Genomic DNA, 18,302 nt, shown 5'->3' on the forward strand with positions numbered 1-18,302 from the left:
CGCGCCGACACAAGTTGTGCCAACGCCACCTATACAATGACCGAAAACAGAGAGCCCTACCACCTATCCGGAAAACCCCGACCAACTACGCGGATTGCCCCTACCAACTACGCCGAAACGGCACGCAGTTACGACGAACGCCTAATAACGCTTTAGAATTGCTAGCACACACAGCAAACCCACCATTAATGCTAGTAGATAGTCTCTCTTACGCTTACGATGGTTCGCCTTGGTATATAGCCCGGCTTCTTAGTAACGATTGGCCCTCGGGACTGCAGGACGATAGACCTGATGCATTAAAAACTCTAAGCACCTACTTCGGAAAAGAATTCAGAGCCGGACCCGTCCCCTTCGGATAGATACTTCTAAAATCACGATAAACGCAAGTCGTTTTAAGAATGGATTTTAAATGCAATTTGTACGACTAGTCATCACCCAATCTTGGAAACTATCACCTTGGGGCAACTTTTTAGTCCTCGTCTCCATTGTAATCTCGTCAATTTCTACAGTTATTGCCCCGTATGTTCTCGGTAGTGGAGTCAACTTTCTCCTTAATAGTTCAAACAGAGAGGACTTCATTACAATTGGCCTAAAGCTTTCCATACTCTATTCTCTGATTTGGTTTTTAGGAACATCCTCCAGATACATATTATTTCCAATCTATGGAACAATTGAGCAAAAGCTGCAGTCAGATCGAATGGCTAGTTCCCTCACCGACAGCATCGATGCCAGCCCTGGCGCACGATCACATGCTGATAATGGAGAGATCTCATTTGCCATTGATAGCGAGGCCTCCGCATATCGTGACACATTATCCAGCATCTACCTGTCTATATTGCCGGCAACCATTTCTTTAGCCTCCGGCATTTTCCTAGTCGTTATTGCCAGCACTTGGTTAGAAGGAATAATCCTCACAGCAGCCATTGTGACCTATTGTGTGGTCAGCTACCGGCTAATTCAAAGCCACCAGAACGCCCAGACAAAGTTTTTCAAAGAGAGCATGCGCAGTTTCGGCGTCCTTGGGAATTCTTTGTCTCTCTGGAAAGAAGCGACAGTGTTTTCTACCCAAGCATTTTTGGAATCTCGCTATAGAAAGGATCGAAGCACTGTAGAACGCGCTGGAGTCTATTCCTATACCATGACGCGGCGGCTGTATGTTGCCCAAGGAATCGTTTTAGCAATAACGATTTGCGTTCTCATTATAGCCATTATCCTTCGAACAAATAATGGAGATGCGCAGGCAATCGGATCAATTATTTCGTCTACAGGAATCGCCATTGCAGCCATTACGCCTCTACAATCCGTCGGGTTTGGAGTGTCCACACTCGCTGTTTCAGTTTCCCATGCGAGTGAAGCAAGCGACAAGATTCGCCCAACGGGAATTGTCTCCGCAACAAGCCAAAACGTGGATTTGTGGAAAGAACAGATACTGCGTCTGTCTGACATGGCAGCTTCGGCACACCAGCGACATGAACAAAGACCAATCTGGGTTCTTGGTCCAAGCGGCTCAGGGAAAACGACGGTTTTGGAAGGGTTCCTAAATCTAAATGAATATTCGTTACCCTTGCAACAAGGATCTCGTGAGATAAGGGAAAATTCAACGTATGCGCCTCAAAGCGCAAGCCTGTTAAATGCCAACGCCATAGACAACGTTGTTTTTGGCAGATCAATAGCCGTGTGCAAAGCTGACGAGTTACTCACAGCAGTAGGACTACACAAGTTTTCTTCAACGGGCTGCAAGAAGAACTCCGATGTAGCGGGTGAAGACGGTGGGGCATCCGGTGGGGAAAAACAGAGAATCGCCTTGGCACGAGCATTGATCGCTAAGCCTGGGTCAATTGTGATCCTCGATGAGCCAACCAGTAGCTTAGACAAGAATTCACGGGCATTGGTGTGGGGCATTATTGAAGATCTTGCACGCGAAAAAACGGTCATTGTTTCAACGCACGATGCCTCAGCACCTATCCGTCAAGACGATACGGTGCTTCAATTAGCCAATGCCAATGGAGCACCGTTATCAAAACCAAAAGAGTATCCCAGTGAAGCTTAGTTTCTCTTAATCGCTATCCGTAGACAGCGCTGCCACGAAAGCTTCCTGCGGCACCGAGACGGAGCCCAAGGACTTCATGCGCTTCTTACCAGCCTTCTGCTTCTCCAGCAGCTTGCGCTTACGCGAAATATCGCCGCCGTAGCACTTGGCCAGCACGTCCTTGCGCATCGCGCGGATGTTCTCACGCGCGATGATCTTCGAGCCAATGGCCGCCTGGATGGGTACCTCGAACTGCTGGCGTGGGATGAGCTCCTTGAGCTTCTTCGTCATCTTGTTGCCATACCACTGCGCGGACTCGCGGTGCACGATGGCGGAGAAGGCATCGACCGGGTCGCCGTTGAGGAGGATATCCACCTTAACCAGGTCCGCCAGCTGCTCGCCTGCCTCCTCGTAGTTCAGCGAGGCGTAGCCCTTGGTGCGGGACTTCAACATGTCAAAGAAGTCGAAGATGATTTCGCCCAAGGGCATGGTGTAGCGCAGCTCCACGCGGTCTTCGGAGAGATAGTCCATGCCACCCATCTGGCCGCGCTTAGCCTGGCACAGCTCCATCGTCGGGCCCACGAACTCCTCAGGCACGATGATGGTCATCTTCACAATCGGTTCATACACCTCGTTCAGCTTGCCGCTGGGCCAGTCAGACGGATTGTGCACGACGGATTCCTCGCCGTCCTCGGCCACCACTCGGTAGGTCACCGAGGGGGCGGTGGAAATCAGGTCGAGGCCGAACTCGCGCTCCAAACGGTCGCGGGTAATTTCCATGTGCAGCAGGCCCAAGAAGCCGCAGCGGAAACCGAAGCCCAGGGCAACAGAGGTTTCGGGCTCGAAGGTGAGGGAGGCGTCGTTAAGCTGCAGCTTCTCCAGCGCATCACGCAGATCCGGGAAATCGGCCTGGGAGATGGGGAACAAGCCGGAGTAGACCATGGGGTTCGGGTCGGCGTAGCCCTTGAGCGGCTCGCTCGCGCCATTCGACGCCCACGTAATCGTGTCACCCACCTTGGTCTCACGCACGTTCTTCACGCCCGTGATGAGGTAGCCCACCTCACCCGGCCCCAGGCCCTCACACTTCTGCATGGTGGGGCTGACGATGCCCACCTCCAGCAGCTCGTGGTTAGTACCCGTAGCCATCATGGAGACCTTCTGGCGCGGGGTAAGCTTGCCATCCATCATGCGGATGTAGGTCACCACGCCACGGTAGGTGTCGTAGACCGAGTCGAAGACCATCGCGCGGGCCGGGGCATCCTCGCCGAACTCGGAGGTCGGCGCCGGGACAAGCTCTGCCACCTTGTCGAGCAGCGCCGGCACGCCCTCACCAGTCTTGCCGGACACGCGCAGCACCTCTTCCGGCTCGCAGCCGATGATGTTGGCGATTTCTAGGGAGTACTTCTCCGGATCCGCCGCAGGCAGATCAATCTTGTTGAGGACCGGGATGATTTCCAGGTCATTCTCCATGGCCAGGTAGAGGTTGGCCAGGGTTTGGGCTTCGATGCCCTGGGCGGCGTCGACAAGCAAAATGGCTCCCTCACACGCCTCCAGCGCGCGGGAAACCTCATAGGTGAAGTCGACGTGGCCGGGGGTATCGATCATCTGCATGACAATCTCCTCCCCCTTGAACGCGCCGGACTGCGGAATCCACGGCAGGCGCACGTTCTGAGCCTTAATGGTGATGCCGCGCTCGCGCTCAATATCCATGTTGTCGAGGTACTGGTCGCGCATATCGCGCTCCTCCACCACCTGCGACAACTGCAGGATGCGGTCAGCCAGCGTCGACTTGCCGTGGTCGATGTGGGCGATAATGCAAAAGTTTCGGATCTTGGACGGATCCGTAAACGTAGTGGCCGCAAAGTTTCTAGACATGGGTTTAGAATAGACGACATGACTAGGTTGGCCCGCATTTTAGGCTTCGGACGCCCCGAGCCGGTCGATGACGGCCTCCAGCGCATCACCGAACGCCTCGGCATGAACCAGAGTGATTCCGTCACAGAACCGCGTAAAGCAGCCGATATCCGGATCGAGGCTGCTGCCGACCATCCCCGCAGTGTTTTCTTCACCCCCGACATGGATGGGCAGGCCGACTCCGGTGAGGTCGTGTGGGTTTGGGCACCGTCCGACGGCAAACAGTCCCCACCGCGCGAACGCGCCGTCCTCATCGTCTCCCGCACCCGCACCACCGTGCTGGGACTGCTCATCTCCGCTAATCCGGGCCACGCCAATAAGGAAGAATGGCTCGACATTGGCACCGGCGAATGGGACGAATCCGGCCGCCAATGTTGGGTGCGCATAGACCGTGTGCTGGAAATCTCAGAGGAACAATGTCGCCGCCAGGGCACGCTTTTTCCGGAACGGCGCTTCGAGCGCATTGCTAACCGCTTGCGCTCGCGTTATCACTGGGCGTGATTTGGGGATTCGAGGCTGCTCCTGATAGATTTTCTGGGATGCCGAGGCATGTGTGGCGGTCAGGACCTTGGGTCCGCCTTCCTCGGTAAACATTTCCTACGACTGTAAGAGGTATAACAATGGCAAACATCAAGTCCAAGCAGAAGCGCATTCTCACCAACGAGAAGTCCCGTCAGCGCAACAAGGCCGTGCGTTCCGCCGTACGCACCGAGATCCGCAAGTTCCGCGCTGCCGTCGAGGCTGGCGACAAGGCTGCCGCCGAGAAGCAGCTGCGCGTTGCATCCCGCGCACTGGACAAGTCCGTGTCCAAGGGCGTCTTCCACCGCAACAATGCGGCCAACAAGAAGTCTGGTATGGCCACCGCCTTCAACAAGATGGCCTAAATGAAACCGCTCCTGAAGTGGGTGGGAGGAAAACGTCAGTTACTTCCCGCCATCCACTCCATGCTGCCTGAGAGCTTCGACACGTACGTCGAGCCCTTCTTGGGCGGCGGAGCGGTTCTTTTTTCTTTGGCGCCCGAGCGCGCCCGGGTCAATGACCTCAACACCGAGCTCATCACCGTCTACGAGGTGGTCCGCGATAATGTGGACGAGCTCATCGCGCTGCTCAAGGAGTATCCGAATGAATCGGACTTCTTTTATGAGATGCGCGCCCGCGACCGGTCACCGGAGTTCGCGCACTTAAGCGCCGTTGAGCGTGCCGCGCGCACGATTTATCTCAACAAGACCTGCTACAACGGTCTTTATCGCGTGAACAATTCGGGTCAGTTCAACGCCCCGTTTGGCCGCTACGCCAACCCCACGATTTGTGATGAGCTCAATCTGCGGGCGGTTTCGGCGTATCTGGCCGAGAATGACGTGGTCTTTTCCAACGGGGATTATGCCTCGCTGGAGGCGAACGAGGGGGATGTCGTCTATTTCGACCCGCCCTATGACCCTGTGAATCCGACGAGCAATTTCACTGGTTACCAGTCCGGAGGGTTCGGCCGCGCCGACCAGATTCGCCTCAAGGAGACCTGCGATGCGCTGGATGCGCGCGGGGTGAAGTTCCTGCTCTCGAATTCTGCGACGGATTTCATCAAGGAGCTCTACGCGGATTATCGCATCGAGATTGTGGGGGCTACACGCGCGGTGAATTCCGTGGCGTCGAAGCGCGGCAAGGTCGATGAGGTGCTCGTGCGCAATTATGCTTAACGACGCCGCCTGGGACCGCATCTTCCCCCATCTCGAGACCGAACTGGCCACGTTTGGCTACGCCATCCTCGAGGCCCCACGGCTCAAAGCGCTGTCCGGGCGCGAGCCGCGGCTCATGGCTAAGCACGATTTCTCGGCCGCTCGCCCGGCGGTCTTTCGCGAGCATGGTTTGTCGATGCTACCCATTCGCCGTGACGCGTACTTCATCGGCCACTTCGACCTGTATCAGCCTTTCCCGGACGACGCAGGGCCACTGACGTCGGTGCCAGTGCCGGAGGATATTGAGTCGATCGATTTTGAGAATGTGACCTCGGAAAGCGCGGCGCTCACGGCGGCGAGTTTGAGCGGCATGCTCGATGATTTTCTGGGCGGTCAGCACGTGCCCACGGTGAGCGGGCGGATGTCCACGCAGCGCCTGCCCATGAAGGTGGGCGGCCAGGACATCGTGGTGGATCGCGCGCAGATGGAAATTGATGCGGGCTTCGAATCTGCGGAGCACCTCGTGCTCGTTGAGGCGAAGAACCACCTCTCCCCCGACTTCAACATCCGCCAGCTCTACTTTCCTTTCCGCCGTTTTTCGCTGGCGCTTAAGAAGGAGGTGGTGCCGGTGTATCTGGTGTATTCCAACGGCGTGTACCACTTCTATCGCTACGCGTTTAAGGACCCGGCGGACTTTCGGAGCATTGAGCTTATCGACGCCCACCGCTACACCCTCGGCCCCTCCACCCTCACCCCGGCCTTGGTAGCGGGTGTCCTCGCACGCACCCGCGTGGAGCGTCCAGAGATTCCCTTCCCCCAGGCGGATTCTTTTGCGCGCGTCATCAGCTTGCTGGAGAACCCCGTGGCGAAGGCAGACATGCCGGAAACCTTTGGTTTTAGCCCGCGGCAGGCGGATTATTACACCAACGCCGCCCGGTATCTGGGACTGGAGGAGCTGCGCGGCAACCGCGATGAGCGCAACCTCACGCTCGTGGAGGCGCTGGCCGCCCGGCCAGTGTTCCGGGAGATGCTGGAGAGCGTGGCGCAGTCGGAGCGCGCGCTGACGGTGGATGAGGCGATGGCGCTCATGCGCGCGGCCGAGCTAGGGCTGGGCGATAGCACCCTGCGACGCCGAGCCGGGACCGTCGTGGCATGGTCGCAGTGGGTCGCGGAGCTTATCGCGCACAGCGCAGGCTAAGCAGCCTGGATGCCGGCCCACGCCAAGGCACAGCCGGCCACGACAAAGAAGACACCGGAACCGATGTCGATCCACGGTCCCGCGGCCAGGAGGCGGCGGCGAATCGGTCGGGTAGAAATCACCGTTGAGAGCACCACAAAGAGCACGTAGCTCGACAGTGACAGGCTCAGCACCAGCGCCAACGACAGCCACAGCGGCGGGTGCGGCGGCAGCAGCGGGGCAACCATGGCCGCGAGGAAGAGCACGATCTTCGGGTTGGACAGGTTGGTGGCCAGTCCGGTGCGAAAGACTTTGCGCACCGACCCCAGTCGGGCCGCTGCGTCGTCCTCATCCTGCGGCGGCTGCGTGCGCAATTCCAGGCCGGACCGAACGGAGAGCACGCCCATGAAGACCAAGAAGCAACCGCCGACGACCTGAATCAGGGACATGATCCCCGGAAAAGCCGTGAGCAGAGCGGCCGCGCCAAAGACGGTGAGCGAGCACCAGAAGAGCACGCCCACCTGAATTCCGGTGGCTGCAGCGATGGCATGGCGGCGCGAGCGCGTGGCATAACGCGTGATCAGCACGATGTCGGGGCCGGGCGCGGACGCCCCCACGAGGTTCATGAGAATAATGGCCGCAAACGCGGACCAGCTCATGACAGGCGCTCGAGCAGATCCTCACGGCCGAACATGCGGGCCGAGTCAACGGCGTTGGGGTGGCCCGCGGTTGGGTCGGCGCCGGCGTCCAGGAGGGCGTCAATAACCGCGTCCTCCTTTTTGAAGATGGCCCCGGCCAGCGGAGACTGGCCGCGGTCGTTGAGGAGGTTGACGTCGGCGCCGGCGGCGGCCAGTAGGCGCACCAGCTCGGCATGCCCGTGGTAGGCGGCAAGCATGATGAAGGACTGGCCGTCCTGGTTCACCATGTCCACGTTGACGCCTTGGGAAATGTACTCCAGCAGCGTGGTATCGCCGGTGCGAGCGAGGTCAAAAAGCTTGGTTGCGAAGTCCTGGATTTCATCCATGGTGGGATAGTTTAGCGCGCCAACTCCGCCACTCGCCGCACGGCGGCCTCGATGGCGAACTCCTCTTCGCCGCCCTGGCCTTTGACTGCGCCGTCGAGCTCCGCCATGAGAATGACGGCCTTGGTGATATTCTCCCCCGACCAGCGGCGCGCCACCGGCTGGGTGAGCTTGACCGCATAGGGCGCCATGCCGGTCTGGGAGGCGAGCGAGTACTGGTCACCGCGCGCGGTGTACAGCCGCGCGATGTTTCCCACCTTGTTCGCCAATGCGGAAGCGATAGCCACGGGGCTCGCGCCCAATTGGAGGGCGCGGCGGCACGTCGACACAGCCGCTTCCACGCGCCCAGCCACGGCGGCGTCCGCGATATCCCAGTTGGCCACCTCAGCCACGCCGACGTAGTACGCGTGGACGGCCTCGCGGGTAACCTTGCCGCCGGTATCGAAGACAAGCTGGGAGATGGCAGAGGCGAGTTCGCGGAGGTCGGAGCCGACGCCGTCGAGAAGCGCCTGCACCACATCGGGGGTCGGGCGCACGCCGTGGGAGGCGAACTCGCGCGTGGCCCAAGGACCCAGCTCGTTCGGGTACAGGGAAAAGACCTCGTGTACCTCGCCGGTCTTGCGCAGGGCGGCGACGATTTCCGGCGGCTTCTTCTTTTTCTTCAGTGTTTTGGCCGTGATGGAGTAGATGAGTACCAGGGTGATGCCGGGCATGGGGTTGGCGGCGGCGTCGAGAAGAATGCGCGTGACCTCTTTGCCGGCCTTCTCGACATCACTGATGACGATGCAGCGCTCATCACCGAACAGGGAGGGGCTGGTGGCCTCGAGGATTTCGCCTTCGCTGACCTCGGAGGCCTTGAGTTTGGTGACATCGCCCTGTTGGACGGAGAGGCGGGCGCGCTCAGCAAGGAACTCGTCATCGCCAAGAATGAGGTGCACGGACATGCCTGTCATCTTAGCAACGCGGCGATGAGCCACCCGCCGAGGAGCAGCACGGCAATGGGCCCGGCTTCCACCGTGGTCAGGGGCATGGCAGCGGCGACGGCGTGGATCCAGTCTGCGAGGGGTTCGATGAGGATGACAAGCGGGCGGCCGAGGCCTATTTGGGCGAGTGCGGCAGCGAGAAGCCCCACGACGGTGATGATGGGCACCACGGGCGCAGCCAATACATTGGCGATGACGGACACCACCGAAACGCGCCCGGTCATGAGCGCAATGAGTGGCATGGTGACGATATCCGCGGCGATGGCCACCGCAACCGCACGCGCAATGATGCCGGTTCCCAACACGCGCAGCAGCAGCGGGGTCAGCGCCACAATGCCCGCGGTGGCGGCGACGGACAAGGCGAAGCCGTAGCTGACTGCGAGGTCGCTATCGCAGGCCAGCAGGAACAGCACGCCGAGGGAGAGCGCGTGGAGCGGTTCCATCTTGGAGGAATTGAGCACGGCGAGCAGCCCAGCCACGCCGGCGACGGTGGCACGCTGGACGGAGGGCTCCCATCCCACCAGCGCCACAAACAACGCCAACGCGCTTGCCGACGCCCCCACCCGCACCCTCTGCCCCTTCACCAGCAACGCTGCCGCGGTGCACACGATGGCGACGTTCGACCCGGAGACCGCGCTGAGGTGTGAGAGCCCAGTGTCGATGTAGAGCTGCTTGTCTTCAGGGCTTTGCAGGCTGGTGTCTCCCAGCACCATTCCGGGGATGAGCCCGTTGTCACAGATGGCACGAAAGTTCGCCGCCACAGCGGCGGTCCAGCTGTGGGTATGGGCGGTGAGATCGCCGCTGAAAACGGTCTGGCCTACCCCGACGCGGTTGGCCGGGCCAGGCTGGCCGTGAATCGTGACGAGCGAGCCGGACCAGGCCTCGGGTTGCTCGCTAAGGAAAACCGGAAGCTGGGCCGGGTAGCCGGGAACGGACAGGCGCACCATCCACCCCGAGGCGGTCTGGATGGGATCCGCAGTGAGGCGTCCGGTAACCTCGGCGCCGAAGCGGAACTGCCCGGCGCGGTGCATGCGCACAGCGGCCACCGTGGCGAAGAGGGCACCGCTGGCGGTGCAGAGGATGGCCTGCCCAGGCGCGCGCCGAACGAGCGCACTGCATGCGACAAGCCCCACCAACAACCACGGCTGGCCGAAGAGCACCGCAAGAGTGGCCAACCACGCCACCGCCGCCGCGGGCACGAGCCGCAGCTCCCTCACGGACGCACCTTGTCCTTGAGCTGCGCGAACTTTGCCGGACCGATACCGGAGACGTCCATGAGTTGGTCCACCGAGGAAAAGTGTCCCGCTTCCTCGCGGTGCGCGATGATGGCCGCGGCCGTCGCCGGGCCCACGCCCGGCAAGGTCGTGAGCTCCTCGGCGGTCGCGGAATTGAGCGACACCGTGCCATCACCAGTTCCGGCCGCGCCTCCGTCTTCCCCAGGGGCGGCGGGTGGGGCGCCGACGGTGATCTGCTCGCCGTCGTTAAGCTTCTGCGCCAAGTTGAGGTTATCCGTGGGCACCTTCGGCCCCGCGACCGCCAGCGCATCGTTGACGCGCGCGCCCGGAGCCAGGGTGACCAGGCCGGGCGAATCCACCTCCCCGACCACCGACACCACGATGTCCGCCGGCACCTCGCTGCTGAGCGCGGGCACCTCATAAGGATTAGTGGACTCGCGGGAGGTGCCCAGCCACGCGAGCAGTCCCACCGCCGCCAGCCCCGCCGCCACGAGCGCCAGGCGCGGCGGCACGCGCAGCCGTGGGCGCGGGTAGTCAACGTTGAGCAGGTCTTCTTCCCCGGTCGGCCGGGTGAGGTCACGAAGACGGTCAGCAATCGCAGTCATGCCTGCGACGCTACGCAGCCCCTCCCCATCCGTCGAGAGCTTGCGCCGCTGCCTGTGGATAACTTGTTGAAGGCGTCAACAGCTAACTGAACACGACGGAGACGCCGATGGCGCCAGGGCCGACGTGGACAGAGAGGACGTCGGTAAGCGCAACGCGCATAAAGGACGACTCCGGCAGCGCCATACGCAGCAGATCCTCCAGGCGGCGTGCGGCGGCCTCATTGTCGTTGTACTGCACGGCAACAAAGGCCGGCTTGCCCTCAGCGCGGGAAGCGACAAGATCCACAAGCTTCGTAAAAGCCTTAGTCTGCGTGCGGGTCTTGCCCACCATTTCGAGCTTTCCGGCCTGCACAGCCATGATGGGCTTCGTGGCCAGCAGGGCTGTGGATAACATCGCCGTCGCCGCGGACATGCGCCCAGAGCGGCGAAGATCCTCCGTAGAGTTGAGATAGACCCATGTGTGGCCGCGCTCAAGGGTGTCGCGGGCGCCCTCATAGCACTCCGTGAGTGAGGCCCCGTCCTGGGCCAGTTTTGCGGCGGTCATCGCGGCCGCGCCCATCACCATGCCGGCGGTGCCCGAGTCGATGACGCGCACGGTATCGGGAAACACGCCCGAGGCCGTTACGGCCGCCGACCACGTCGACGACAACTCCTTGGACAGGTGGATGGCCAGCACGCCGTCATCACCGGAGCGTTCCATCTCGCGGCCATACAGCGCCGCGAGCTCCAGCGCAGTCAGCCCCGATGTGGACAGCTCTGCGCCGTCCTTGCCGTGGCTTTCCATAACGTGGAGATCCACCACGCTAATGCCGAGCTCCTCCACGATGTCCGCAGGCAGCCCCGCGGCGGAGTCGGTGACGACACGAATCACTAGACGTCCGCCCCCGCGCCGCCGACGACGGCACCGCCCATGTTCCAGCCGTCGAAGTACCACTGGGCACGATCCACGTTGTCGGGCGTGAATTCCAGCGGAGACAGCGGCTGGGAAGCGTTAAATTCGGGGCGCGCAGTAAGCTGCGACCAATGCGTATTCTTCAGACCGGAAAGAATGCCGTATTGGTGGTGCTCCAGGCCCAACAGGTGGCAGGTCAGCGCGGAAATAGCGCCGCCGTGCGCAACGACGAGCACCGCGCCTTCATCCCAGTCAGGCAGCTCGCGCATAAGCTCATCGATCACTGGGCGGGCACGGCGGGCCACGTCAACGCGGCTTTCGCCCTGCGGCGGGGCCCACGTGGGATCGTGGCGCCACAGAGCGCGCGCACCGGGGTACTGTTCATCGACTTCGGCGGAGGTCATGCCCTGCCAGTCACCGAGGTGGGTCTCACGCAGGCGCTTATCGACGCCCACCTCAATCCCCAACTGCCGCCCGATTACGTCCGCGGTATCGCGGGCGCGGATGAGGTCGGAGGCCACGATGGCCGTAATCTCTTTGTCCTCGAGCAGCTCGGCGGCGGCCCGGGCTTGGGCATAGCCAACTTCAGACAGCTCGGTGTCGAGGTGCCCCTGCATCCGGCCGGTGGCGTTGTAGGTGGTTTGACCGTGGCGGATGAGGAGGAGGCGGCGGGTCATAATTCGTCGTCTTCCGGCTCCGGCTGGGCCAGCGGAATCTCATCAATGGACTCGACCTCGCGGGGGTTGACCTCGGTGGCCCACTCGCCGGGGCGCTCCGGGGCCTCAATGCCCGGGATCTCGATGAGCGGGCAGTCGTGGTAGAGGCGGTCGAGTCCGTAGAATTCGCGCTGATCATTACGCTGGACGTGGACGACGATGGGGCCATAATCGAGCAACACCCAGCGGTTTTCGCGGTTGCCCTCACGACGCTTGGGCTCAAAGCCCTTCTTGGTCAGCTCATCCTCCACTTCCTCAACGATGGACGCCACCTGGCGCTCGGTATCGGCGGAGGCCAAGACGAAGACCTCAGTGATGGCGAGCACGTCGGAGACGTCAATGGCGGCGATGTTGGTGGCCAGCTTTTCATCCGCGGCCAAGGCCGCGGTTTCCGCCATGAGGCGTGCTTCATCAGTAATCGACATGACTATCCCTACACAACGCGTACAGTACTAAGACCTCTAGTCTTACACGTCGGGGGCGTGATTTCCTAGTCAGAAGCTGCTCGTGAGTCATCCCAGCGCAAGAATGCTACAGCGGCTTTTCCGGACGCGGGCCATACAGGTGATTCTTGGCGATGTACTGCACGACCCCATCCGGCACCAGGTACCACACCGGCTGGCCTTGTTCGGCGCGGGCGCGACAGTCAGTAGAGGAAATAGCCATGGCGGGGATCTCGATGAGCTCGATGGCGTCTTGAGATTCCTGCGGCAGCATGTCTTTGCTGAGCTCGTAGCCGGGACGGGTTACGCCAACGAAGTGCGCCATCTCCAGCATTTCTTCCCAGTCGCGCCAGCTCATGATGGAGGCGAGTGAGTCGGCGCCGGTGATGAAGTAGAGCTCCGCGTCGAGGAAGACGGCGCGCAGATCCCGCAACGTGTCGATGGTGTAGGTAGGTCCCTCGCGGTCAATGTCCACGCGGGAGACGGTGAAGCGCGGGTTCGACGCTGTGGCCACCATCGTCATGAGGTAGCGGTGTTCGGCGGCGGTGACCTGCTTATCGGCCTTGTGCCAGGGCTGGCCGGTGGGCACGAAGACCACCGTATCGAGGCGGAAGCGGTGGGCTACCTCGCTGGCGGCCACAAGGTGACCGTTGTGGATGGGATCGAAGGTGCCACCCATGATGCCGATGCGTTGCGGACTAGTCATGGGTGGTGAGTATACCGGCCACGGCGTCGATGACCTGCACGTCCTGCCCGGAGAGTTCTCCTAAGAAATAGGACGCGTGACGCTGCGCTTTGGTGGCCAAGGCATCGCCGGCGGCACTGAGGGAGAAATCGCAGGCAAAATCATCGGGGAGGCAGTAGTCCACGTACCGGTCCGCGGGAAGTCCAGCGCGGTTGCGCACCCACGGCAGCTGGTGCAGCGGGCTGCCCATTGTGATGACTCCGTGGAGGCGCCCGCTCTTGGCCAGGTGGTCCTCCACACTCGTGGTCACCACAGCTCCCTGCGAGTAACCGGCCACCACCCAGCGCGGGTGGCAGCCAGTGGAGTCCTCATAGTCTGCCACCACCATCGGGGCGTTGGTGATGCCCGTACGCACGCTCTGGATGGCGCCCCACGTGACTGAGCGGACTAGTTCCCCGACTGGGTGCTCCTGCACTATTTCACGCACGCGCAGCAGCATGTGGCGCGGGCTGAGTTCCTCCCCCTCGCGCGCGAGGGGTGGGAGGTTCATGGTGGCGGGATAGGAGACATCATCAAGCGCGAGCACAAAGACATCATCCATTGTGCCGGGATGCCGGCGCTCCACGTGGTGGAAGAGTGCTGCGAAATTTCGCCCCTCGAAGCCGGTGGACGCCGGTGCATGCTCGGCGTAGCGCTGCGGACCAACGTGTTCGCCGTGGGCCTCGTTCTGGTCCGATCCGCGCGCGACAAGCACCACGGTGCCTGGGCAGGTGTCGATACCACCTGCTGCAGCAGGCGGGTTCGCCGTCACGGCCAGTGCTGCGCTGAACAGCGCAAGGAGCGAGAGAAAAGGCTTCACTCTTTCTTGTTTAGCGGAAACGAACCCCATCCACCATGCGGCCGATAGAATCGTAGACCTGATTATCCCACTGGTGGGGGGCGAAGAAGTACTGACCATGAGAGCCACCAGTGGGCTCTGCGGCGTACAGGGTGCCTACGGAAAGGTCGCATACGGCATCGAGCGGCAGGCAGTAATCAACGCGGTTACCGGTAGCGCGCGGGTAGGGCATGAAGCCCATCGGGCCGCCAGCACCCTGGGTATTGCCCACCACAGAGGGATCGTTCTTGCGGGTCAGCGGGTTGCCAAAGGTAACCACACCAGCGAGTTGGCCGCGGTTGGCCAGTTCCTTCTCATGGCTAGCGATGACCATCGCACCCTGGGAGTAGCCGGACAAGATGTACTGCGGGTGGCAGCCAGTAGCACCTTCGTAGTCGTTGATGGCGCTCATGACGCCGCGCTTGCCGGTCTGCACGGAGTGCGAGAACTGATCCAGGGCCGAGACAGCAGTGTTCACGACCGGCTTAGCGTACTGCAGAACCACGCCTAGCGCCTGCGCCGCAGTGGTGGGCAGCCCCACGTTCGGCACGGTGTACTCCGGGTACGTCGCCGGGTAGTACTTGGGCTCCAAGCCTAGGACGTAGACGTCCTTCATCATCGAGTTACCACCGTGCGTGGCCTGGTAGTGCGATTCGGCGTTGCGCAACATGGCGCGCATGGATTCACCTTCCCACCCATTGGAGGCACGGCCTCCCTGGTTGGAATACTGCGTCGGGTAGATCTGGCCGTTTTGCCCGGAGCCACGAGCGGCCACGAAGACCACTGCGGGGCAGTGCTCATCGGCGCTGGCAGCGGGCGCGGACACGGTATGAGGGACGATGAGGGCGGACACGGCCATGACGGCGGCGGCCATAGCGGAAGCAAAGCGGGACAACACTAGACACCTATCAGGTTGGATTTATTATCGCGCTTCAGATTACCTAGTACTGCCCCAGCGCGCAGCACGCCCCCCGTGGCAAAGGAGGACATCCTACTCGAAAACTTTTCGAGTAGGATGTTTTGCGCAGGTCAGACTCGAAAAATTCCTTTCGAGTAGCTTTCGAGTAGCTTTTCTAGCTCTACTCAGCTCATCCAAAAGGCCCCTCAACAAACCACACTGCCCGTGGATCACGCGGGCCATTACCCCTCCATTTCACAAGCCCCTTGTCACGCATGACTTGCAATGCACGACGCACTGACGGAATTGACACACCAAGAGCTTCCGCCACTTCCCCCGTAGACATTGGACGTGTGCTCGTTTCCAACGCCGCCAACGCCCCTTCGGCATGTCGGGGCAAGTCCTTCAGAACGTGCTCGTTCAATCGTTGAATTGCCTTCAATGTCAGAACAACGCTGCCGCTCGTCTGCACATAAGAGGGATCAGCAAATCCGACACGACGCATACCAGCGAACATGCGGCGGATCCCCTCTCCCAGTTCTTGGCCGATGCGAAGCTCAGCAGTAACACGTGCAATGAGGGGATTGCGCGCGAAACGTGCTATCGATTCAGGCTTAGCAGGATCAACAAGACCTGGAAACCGCCCGGGGCTAGAAATCTCAATCCGATTGGGGTACACCTCGAATCGAATATGGTCACCCGACATGCTGTATGAACGGTGCACAACTGCGTTAACTAATCCTTCTAACCACACATCATGTGGAATGAGGTTTTCCTCTTCAAATAACCCCGCCCCAGACAGTCTACGAACTGTCGGCAGCATCCTGCCGATTACCTCTTGTGCTGCACGAATCTGCTCCGGCACAGGACCATCAAAGCGACAATCTTCCATCAACTGTTGTTGCTGACCTGGCAGGCGCTCGTTTTCCGCGAAGCGAAGTACCCGGATGTGAGCATTCGGGAAAAACTCCTGCGGATTCTTTCCAAACAGCAAGAGCGCAGCGGCCCGCGGCCTCCCCTGACGGTCAATCAGATTTCGCGCTCGGAGTGAATCCACACCGGAGGCCGAACCAATAGTGTCAGCATAATCTTCGACTAAGGACATATCGAGGTCCTCCGGACAAGCCTGCGCCAGCACAGTAGCGTCGTACTGCTGCTCGCCCTTGGTATAGCGAAGCTCAAGGATGTCATCGGCCTTGAGATGCCTAGACTTGTCACCGACCCGCAGGTAACACTCCCCTGACTTTAAATAGTGGACCCGCTCGCTGGGTAGGACATGAAAGAGGTGCACCTCGATATCCCCGTCAATGTCAAGCGTTTCGATGCGAACTCTAACGGTCGGATCCGTGTGATCCAACGCGGTCTGCCGCAGATCGTTGCCCTGCCCTGCTGTGGGACGGCCATCAAACCCACGATCAGTAATCCCCACGGCAACAACACCTCCCTCGGCATTTGCCATTCCGACGATTGTCTTGGCCAAATCCTTGGGTTTGATTCGGAACGATTTACGATCGAACCGCTGATCCTCGGGCACGCTCAAGAGCAGCTGCGGCTCTTCGTGAAAGTTTCGCTGTACGCTCACAGAGCAACATCCTACTCGAAAAGTTTTCGAGTAGGATGTTTTGCGCAGTTCAGACTCGAAAAATTCCTTTCGAGTAGCTTTCGAGTAGCTTTTCTAGCTGTCCTTAGGGGCGGGTCTGGCCGGTGCCCTGAAGGATCCACTTGGTGGAAGTCAGCTCCGGCAACGCCATCGGGCCGCGCGCATGTAGCTTCTGGGTGGAGATGCCGATTTCGGCGCCCATGCCGTAGACCTCACCATCGGTAAACGCGGTGGAGGCGTTGAGCATCACGGCGGCTGCGTCGACCTCGTTGGCAAAGGTCATGAGCACATCGGCGTCCTGGGCAGCGATGGCCTCTGTGTGGCCGGTGGTGTACTCGGCGATGTGTGCGATGGCCCCGTCGACGCCCTCAACGACCTTGGCGCAGATATCCATGGAGAGGAATTCCTCGCGCCACTCTTCATCAGTAGCCTCCACGGCGTCCTTGACGCCGAAGGCCTCGAGTTCCTTCACATCGCCGTGGATGGTGACCCCCGCCTCCTGGAGGGAGGTGATGATGCGGAGCTTGGCATCGTCGGCAAGCGCGGCGTCGATGAGCACGCACTCGGTGGAGTTACACACGGAGGTACGCCGGGTCTTGCCGTTGATGACCATGTCGATCGCTTTGTCCAGGTCCGCGGAAGCATCGACGTAGAAGTGGCAGTTACCGGTTCCGGTCTCGATAGCAGGAACGGTGGCGTTTTCCACCACCGCGTTGATGAGACGGGCACCGCCGCGCGGGATGACCAGATCCACCAGGCCACGGGCGGTGATGAGGTCCTGCACGGAATCGTGGGTCTCACAGGGCAGAAGCTGCACGCCCTCGCGCGGGAGGTCGAACTCCACCAGGGTGTCCTGAAGCAGCTCCACGAGCTTGGCGTTGGAGTTCTTCGCGGACTTGGAACCGCGCAGCAGCGGCACGTTGCCGGACTTCAGCGCCAGGCCGAAGGCGTCGACGGTGACGTTCGGGCGCGCCTCGTAGACCATGCCCATGACGCCGAGCGGCACGCGCACCTGCTTCATCTGGATGCCGTTATCCATGGTGCGGCCCTGCAGGATCTCCCCCACCGGGTCCTGGAGGGAGGCTACCTGGCGCAAGCCGCCAGCAATACCCTCGATGCGGGCAGCGTCAAGCGAAAGGCGGTCGATGAGGGACTCAGACATGCCGTTAGCACGGCCGGCCTCAATATCGCGCTGGTTGGCGGCGAGGATGTCCTCAGTGTGCGCGATGAGATTCTCCGCCGCACGGTTGAGGATCTCATTCTTGCGCGGGGTAGGCAGCTGCGCGAACTGGGGTGCTACCGCCTTGGCGGCGCGGGCTTGGGACAAAACTTCTTCACGTTCGGTAGTGCTCATGCCATACCAGCGTACGGAAGAAGCGCGAGCCCGTCAGGGTTTTCTTGTGAAATAGACCAAGGATCCTACCAGCGCGAAGACAGGAAAGACGAGCCACGCCTGCGACCAGTGCGCAAGAGAGTCGAGCAGGAGGAATGCAAGGACCGCAAGGATGCCGACGATGACGAAGATATTACCGTTTCTTTTATTCATAAAACGGA

Annotated in this window: 20 protein-coding genes; 5 read left to right on the forward strand and 15 right to left on the reverse strand. The window is 60.8% G+C overall.

Features of this window, described 5'->3' with window-relative positions; all coding sequences use genetic code 11:
* Positions 1-409 precede the first annotated feature (409 nt).
* Positions 410-2,050, forward strand: a complete 1,641-nt coding sequence (locus M5J09_RS06600) for an ABC transporter ATP-binding protein (protein ID WP_257157346.1) — start codon at positions 410-412, stop codon at positions 2,048-2,050.
* A 6-nt stretch (positions 2,051-2,056) separates the two neighbouring features.
* Here the strand turns inward: M5J09_RS06600 and lepA are convergent, their stop codons facing one another.
* On the reverse strand, positions 2,057-3,904 hold the full coding sequence (gene lepA, locus M5J09_RS06605; protein WP_257157347.1) for a translation elongation factor 4: 1,848 nt from the start codon (positions 3,902-3,904) through the stop codon (positions 2,057-2,059).
* Positions 3,905-3,922: 18 nt separating this feature from the next.
* Between lepA and M5J09_RS06610 the strand changes: the two genes are divergently transcribed.
* The 4 genes from M5J09_RS06610 (at position 3,923) to M5J09_RS06625 (ending at position 6,814) form a co-directional block, all read left to right on the forward strand.
* Entirely contained in the window at positions 3,923-4,444 is a 522-nt protein-coding gene (locus M5J09_RS06610; RefSeq protein WP_070538294.1) for a type II toxin-antitoxin system PemK/MazF family toxin, read from the forward strand.
* Positions 4,445-4,563: 119 nt separating this feature from the next.
* The gene (rpsT, locus tag M5J09_RS06615) at positions 4,564-4,827 is read left to right on the forward strand and encodes a 30S ribosomal protein S20 (protein ID WP_042531928.1); all 264 of its coding nucleotides are present in this window, start codon (positions 4,564-4,566) and stop codon (positions 4,825-4,827) included.
* Positions 4,828-5,637: a DNA adenine methylase gene (locus M5J09_RS06620; RefSeq protein WP_257157348.1), complete on the forward strand. Its 810-nt coding sequence runs from the start codon at positions 4,828-4,830 to the stop codon at positions 5,635-5,637.
* The gene (locus tag M5J09_RS06625; protein ID WP_257157349.1) at positions 5,630-6,814 is read left to right on the forward strand and encodes a type II restriction enzyme; all 1,185 of its coding nucleotides are present in this window, start codon (positions 5,630-5,632) and stop codon (positions 6,812-6,814) included. The genes M5J09_RS06620 and M5J09_RS06625 overlap by 8 nt, the downstream gene beginning before the upstream one ends.
* Here the strand turns inward: M5J09_RS06625 and M5J09_RS06630 are convergent.
* The 14 genes from M5J09_RS06630 to M5J09_RS06695 all read right to left on the reverse strand — a co-directional run bounded on the left by M5J09_RS06630 (position 6,811) and on the right by M5J09_RS06695 (position 18,294).
* Positions 6,811-7,452: a LysE family translocator gene (locus M5J09_RS06630; protein ID WP_042531934.1), complete on the reverse strand. Its 642-nt coding sequence runs from the start codon at positions 7,450-7,452 to the stop codon at positions 6,811-6,813. The genes M5J09_RS06625 and M5J09_RS06630 overlap by 4 nt on opposite strands.
* Entirely contained in the window at positions 7,449-7,817 is a 369-nt protein-coding gene (locus M5J09_RS06635; RefSeq protein ID WP_257157350.1) for an ankyrin repeat domain-containing protein, read from the reverse strand. Before M5J09_RS06635 ends, M5J09_RS06630 begins: the two co-directional genes overlap by 4 nt.
* A gap of 11 nt (positions 7,818-7,828) precedes the next feature.
* On the reverse strand, positions 7,829-8,767 hold the full coding sequence (holA, locus tag M5J09_RS06640) for a DNA polymerase III subunit delta (protein WP_257157351.1): 939 nt from the start codon (positions 8,765-8,767) through the stop codon (positions 7,829-7,831).
* Complete coding sequence (locus M5J09_RS06645) at positions 8,764-10,014, reverse strand: ComEC/Rec2 family competence protein (RefSeq protein WP_257157352.1); 1,251 nt, start codon at positions 10,012-10,014, stop codon at positions 8,764-8,766. Before M5J09_RS06645 ends, holA begins: the two co-directional genes overlap by 4 nt.
* Entirely contained in the window at positions 10,011-10,637 is a 627-nt protein-coding gene (locus M5J09_RS06650; protein ID WP_257157353.1) for a ComEA family DNA-binding protein, read from the reverse strand. Before M5J09_RS06650 ends, M5J09_RS06645 begins: the two co-directional genes overlap by 4 nt.
* Before the next feature lie 82 nt (positions 10,638-10,719).
* Entirely contained in the window at positions 10,720-11,508 is a 789-nt protein-coding gene (locus M5J09_RS06655; RefSeq protein WP_257157354.1) for a DegV family protein, read from the reverse strand.
* Positions 11,508-12,206, reverse strand: coding sequence for a histidine phosphatase family protein (locus M5J09_RS06660; protein ID WP_257157355.1), 699 nt, complete (start codon positions 12,204-12,206; stop codon positions 11,508-11,510). The genes M5J09_RS06655 and M5J09_RS06660 overlap by 1 nt, the downstream gene beginning before the upstream one ends.
* Complete coding sequence (rsfS, locus tag M5J09_RS06665) at positions 12,203-12,670, reverse strand: ribosome silencing factor (protein ID WP_042531948.1); 468 nt, start codon at positions 12,668-12,670, stop codon at positions 12,203-12,205. The genes M5J09_RS06660 and rsfS overlap by 4 nt, the downstream gene beginning before the upstream one ends.
* A gap of 106 nt (positions 12,671-12,776) precedes the next feature.
* Complete coding sequence (gene nadD, locus M5J09_RS06670; protein ID WP_239179415.1) at positions 12,777-13,394, reverse strand: nicotinate-nucleotide adenylyltransferase; 618 nt, start codon at positions 13,392-13,394, stop codon at positions 12,777-12,779.
* Positions 13,387-14,232, reverse strand: coding sequence for a cutinase family protein (locus M5J09_RS06675; protein WP_257157356.1), 846 nt, complete (start codon positions 14,230-14,232; stop codon positions 13,387-13,389). Before M5J09_RS06675 ends, nadD begins: the two co-directional genes overlap by 8 nt.
* 10 nt (positions 14,233-14,242) lie before the next feature.
* Positions 14,243-15,148 (reverse strand): cutinase family protein, encoded by a 906-nt coding sequence (locus M5J09_RS06680; RefSeq protein ID WP_239179411.1) that lies wholly within the window; start codon positions 15,146-15,148, stop codon positions 14,243-14,245.
* Between the two features lie 190 nt (positions 15,149-15,338).
* The gene (locus M5J09_RS06685; RefSeq protein ID WP_257157357.1) at positions 15,339-16,730 is read right to left on the reverse strand and encodes an ATP-binding protein; all 1,392 of its coding nucleotides are present in this window, start codon (positions 16,728-16,730) and stop codon (positions 15,339-15,341) included.
* A 103-nt stretch (positions 16,731-16,833) separates the two neighbouring features.
* On the reverse strand, positions 16,834-18,102 hold the full coding sequence (locus M5J09_RS06690; protein WP_257157358.1) for a glutamate-5-semialdehyde dehydrogenase: 1,269 nt from the start codon (positions 18,100-18,102) through the stop codon (positions 16,834-16,836).
* Positions 18,103-18,135: 33 nt separating this feature from the next.
* A complete protein-coding gene (locus tag M5J09_RS06695; RefSeq protein ID WP_168162218.1) occupies positions 18,136-18,294 on the reverse strand; it encodes a hypothetical protein in 159 nt (52 codons plus the stop codon).
* Positions 18,295-18,302 lie beyond the last annotated feature (8 nt).

Origin of the sequence: Corynebacterium sp. BF-R-2, assembly GCF_024586525.1 — a bacterium.
In the GTDB taxonomy this organism is placed as follows: domain Bacteria; phylum Actinomycetota; class Actinomycetes; order Mycobacteriales; family Mycobacteriaceae; genus Corynebacterium; species Corynebacterium singulare.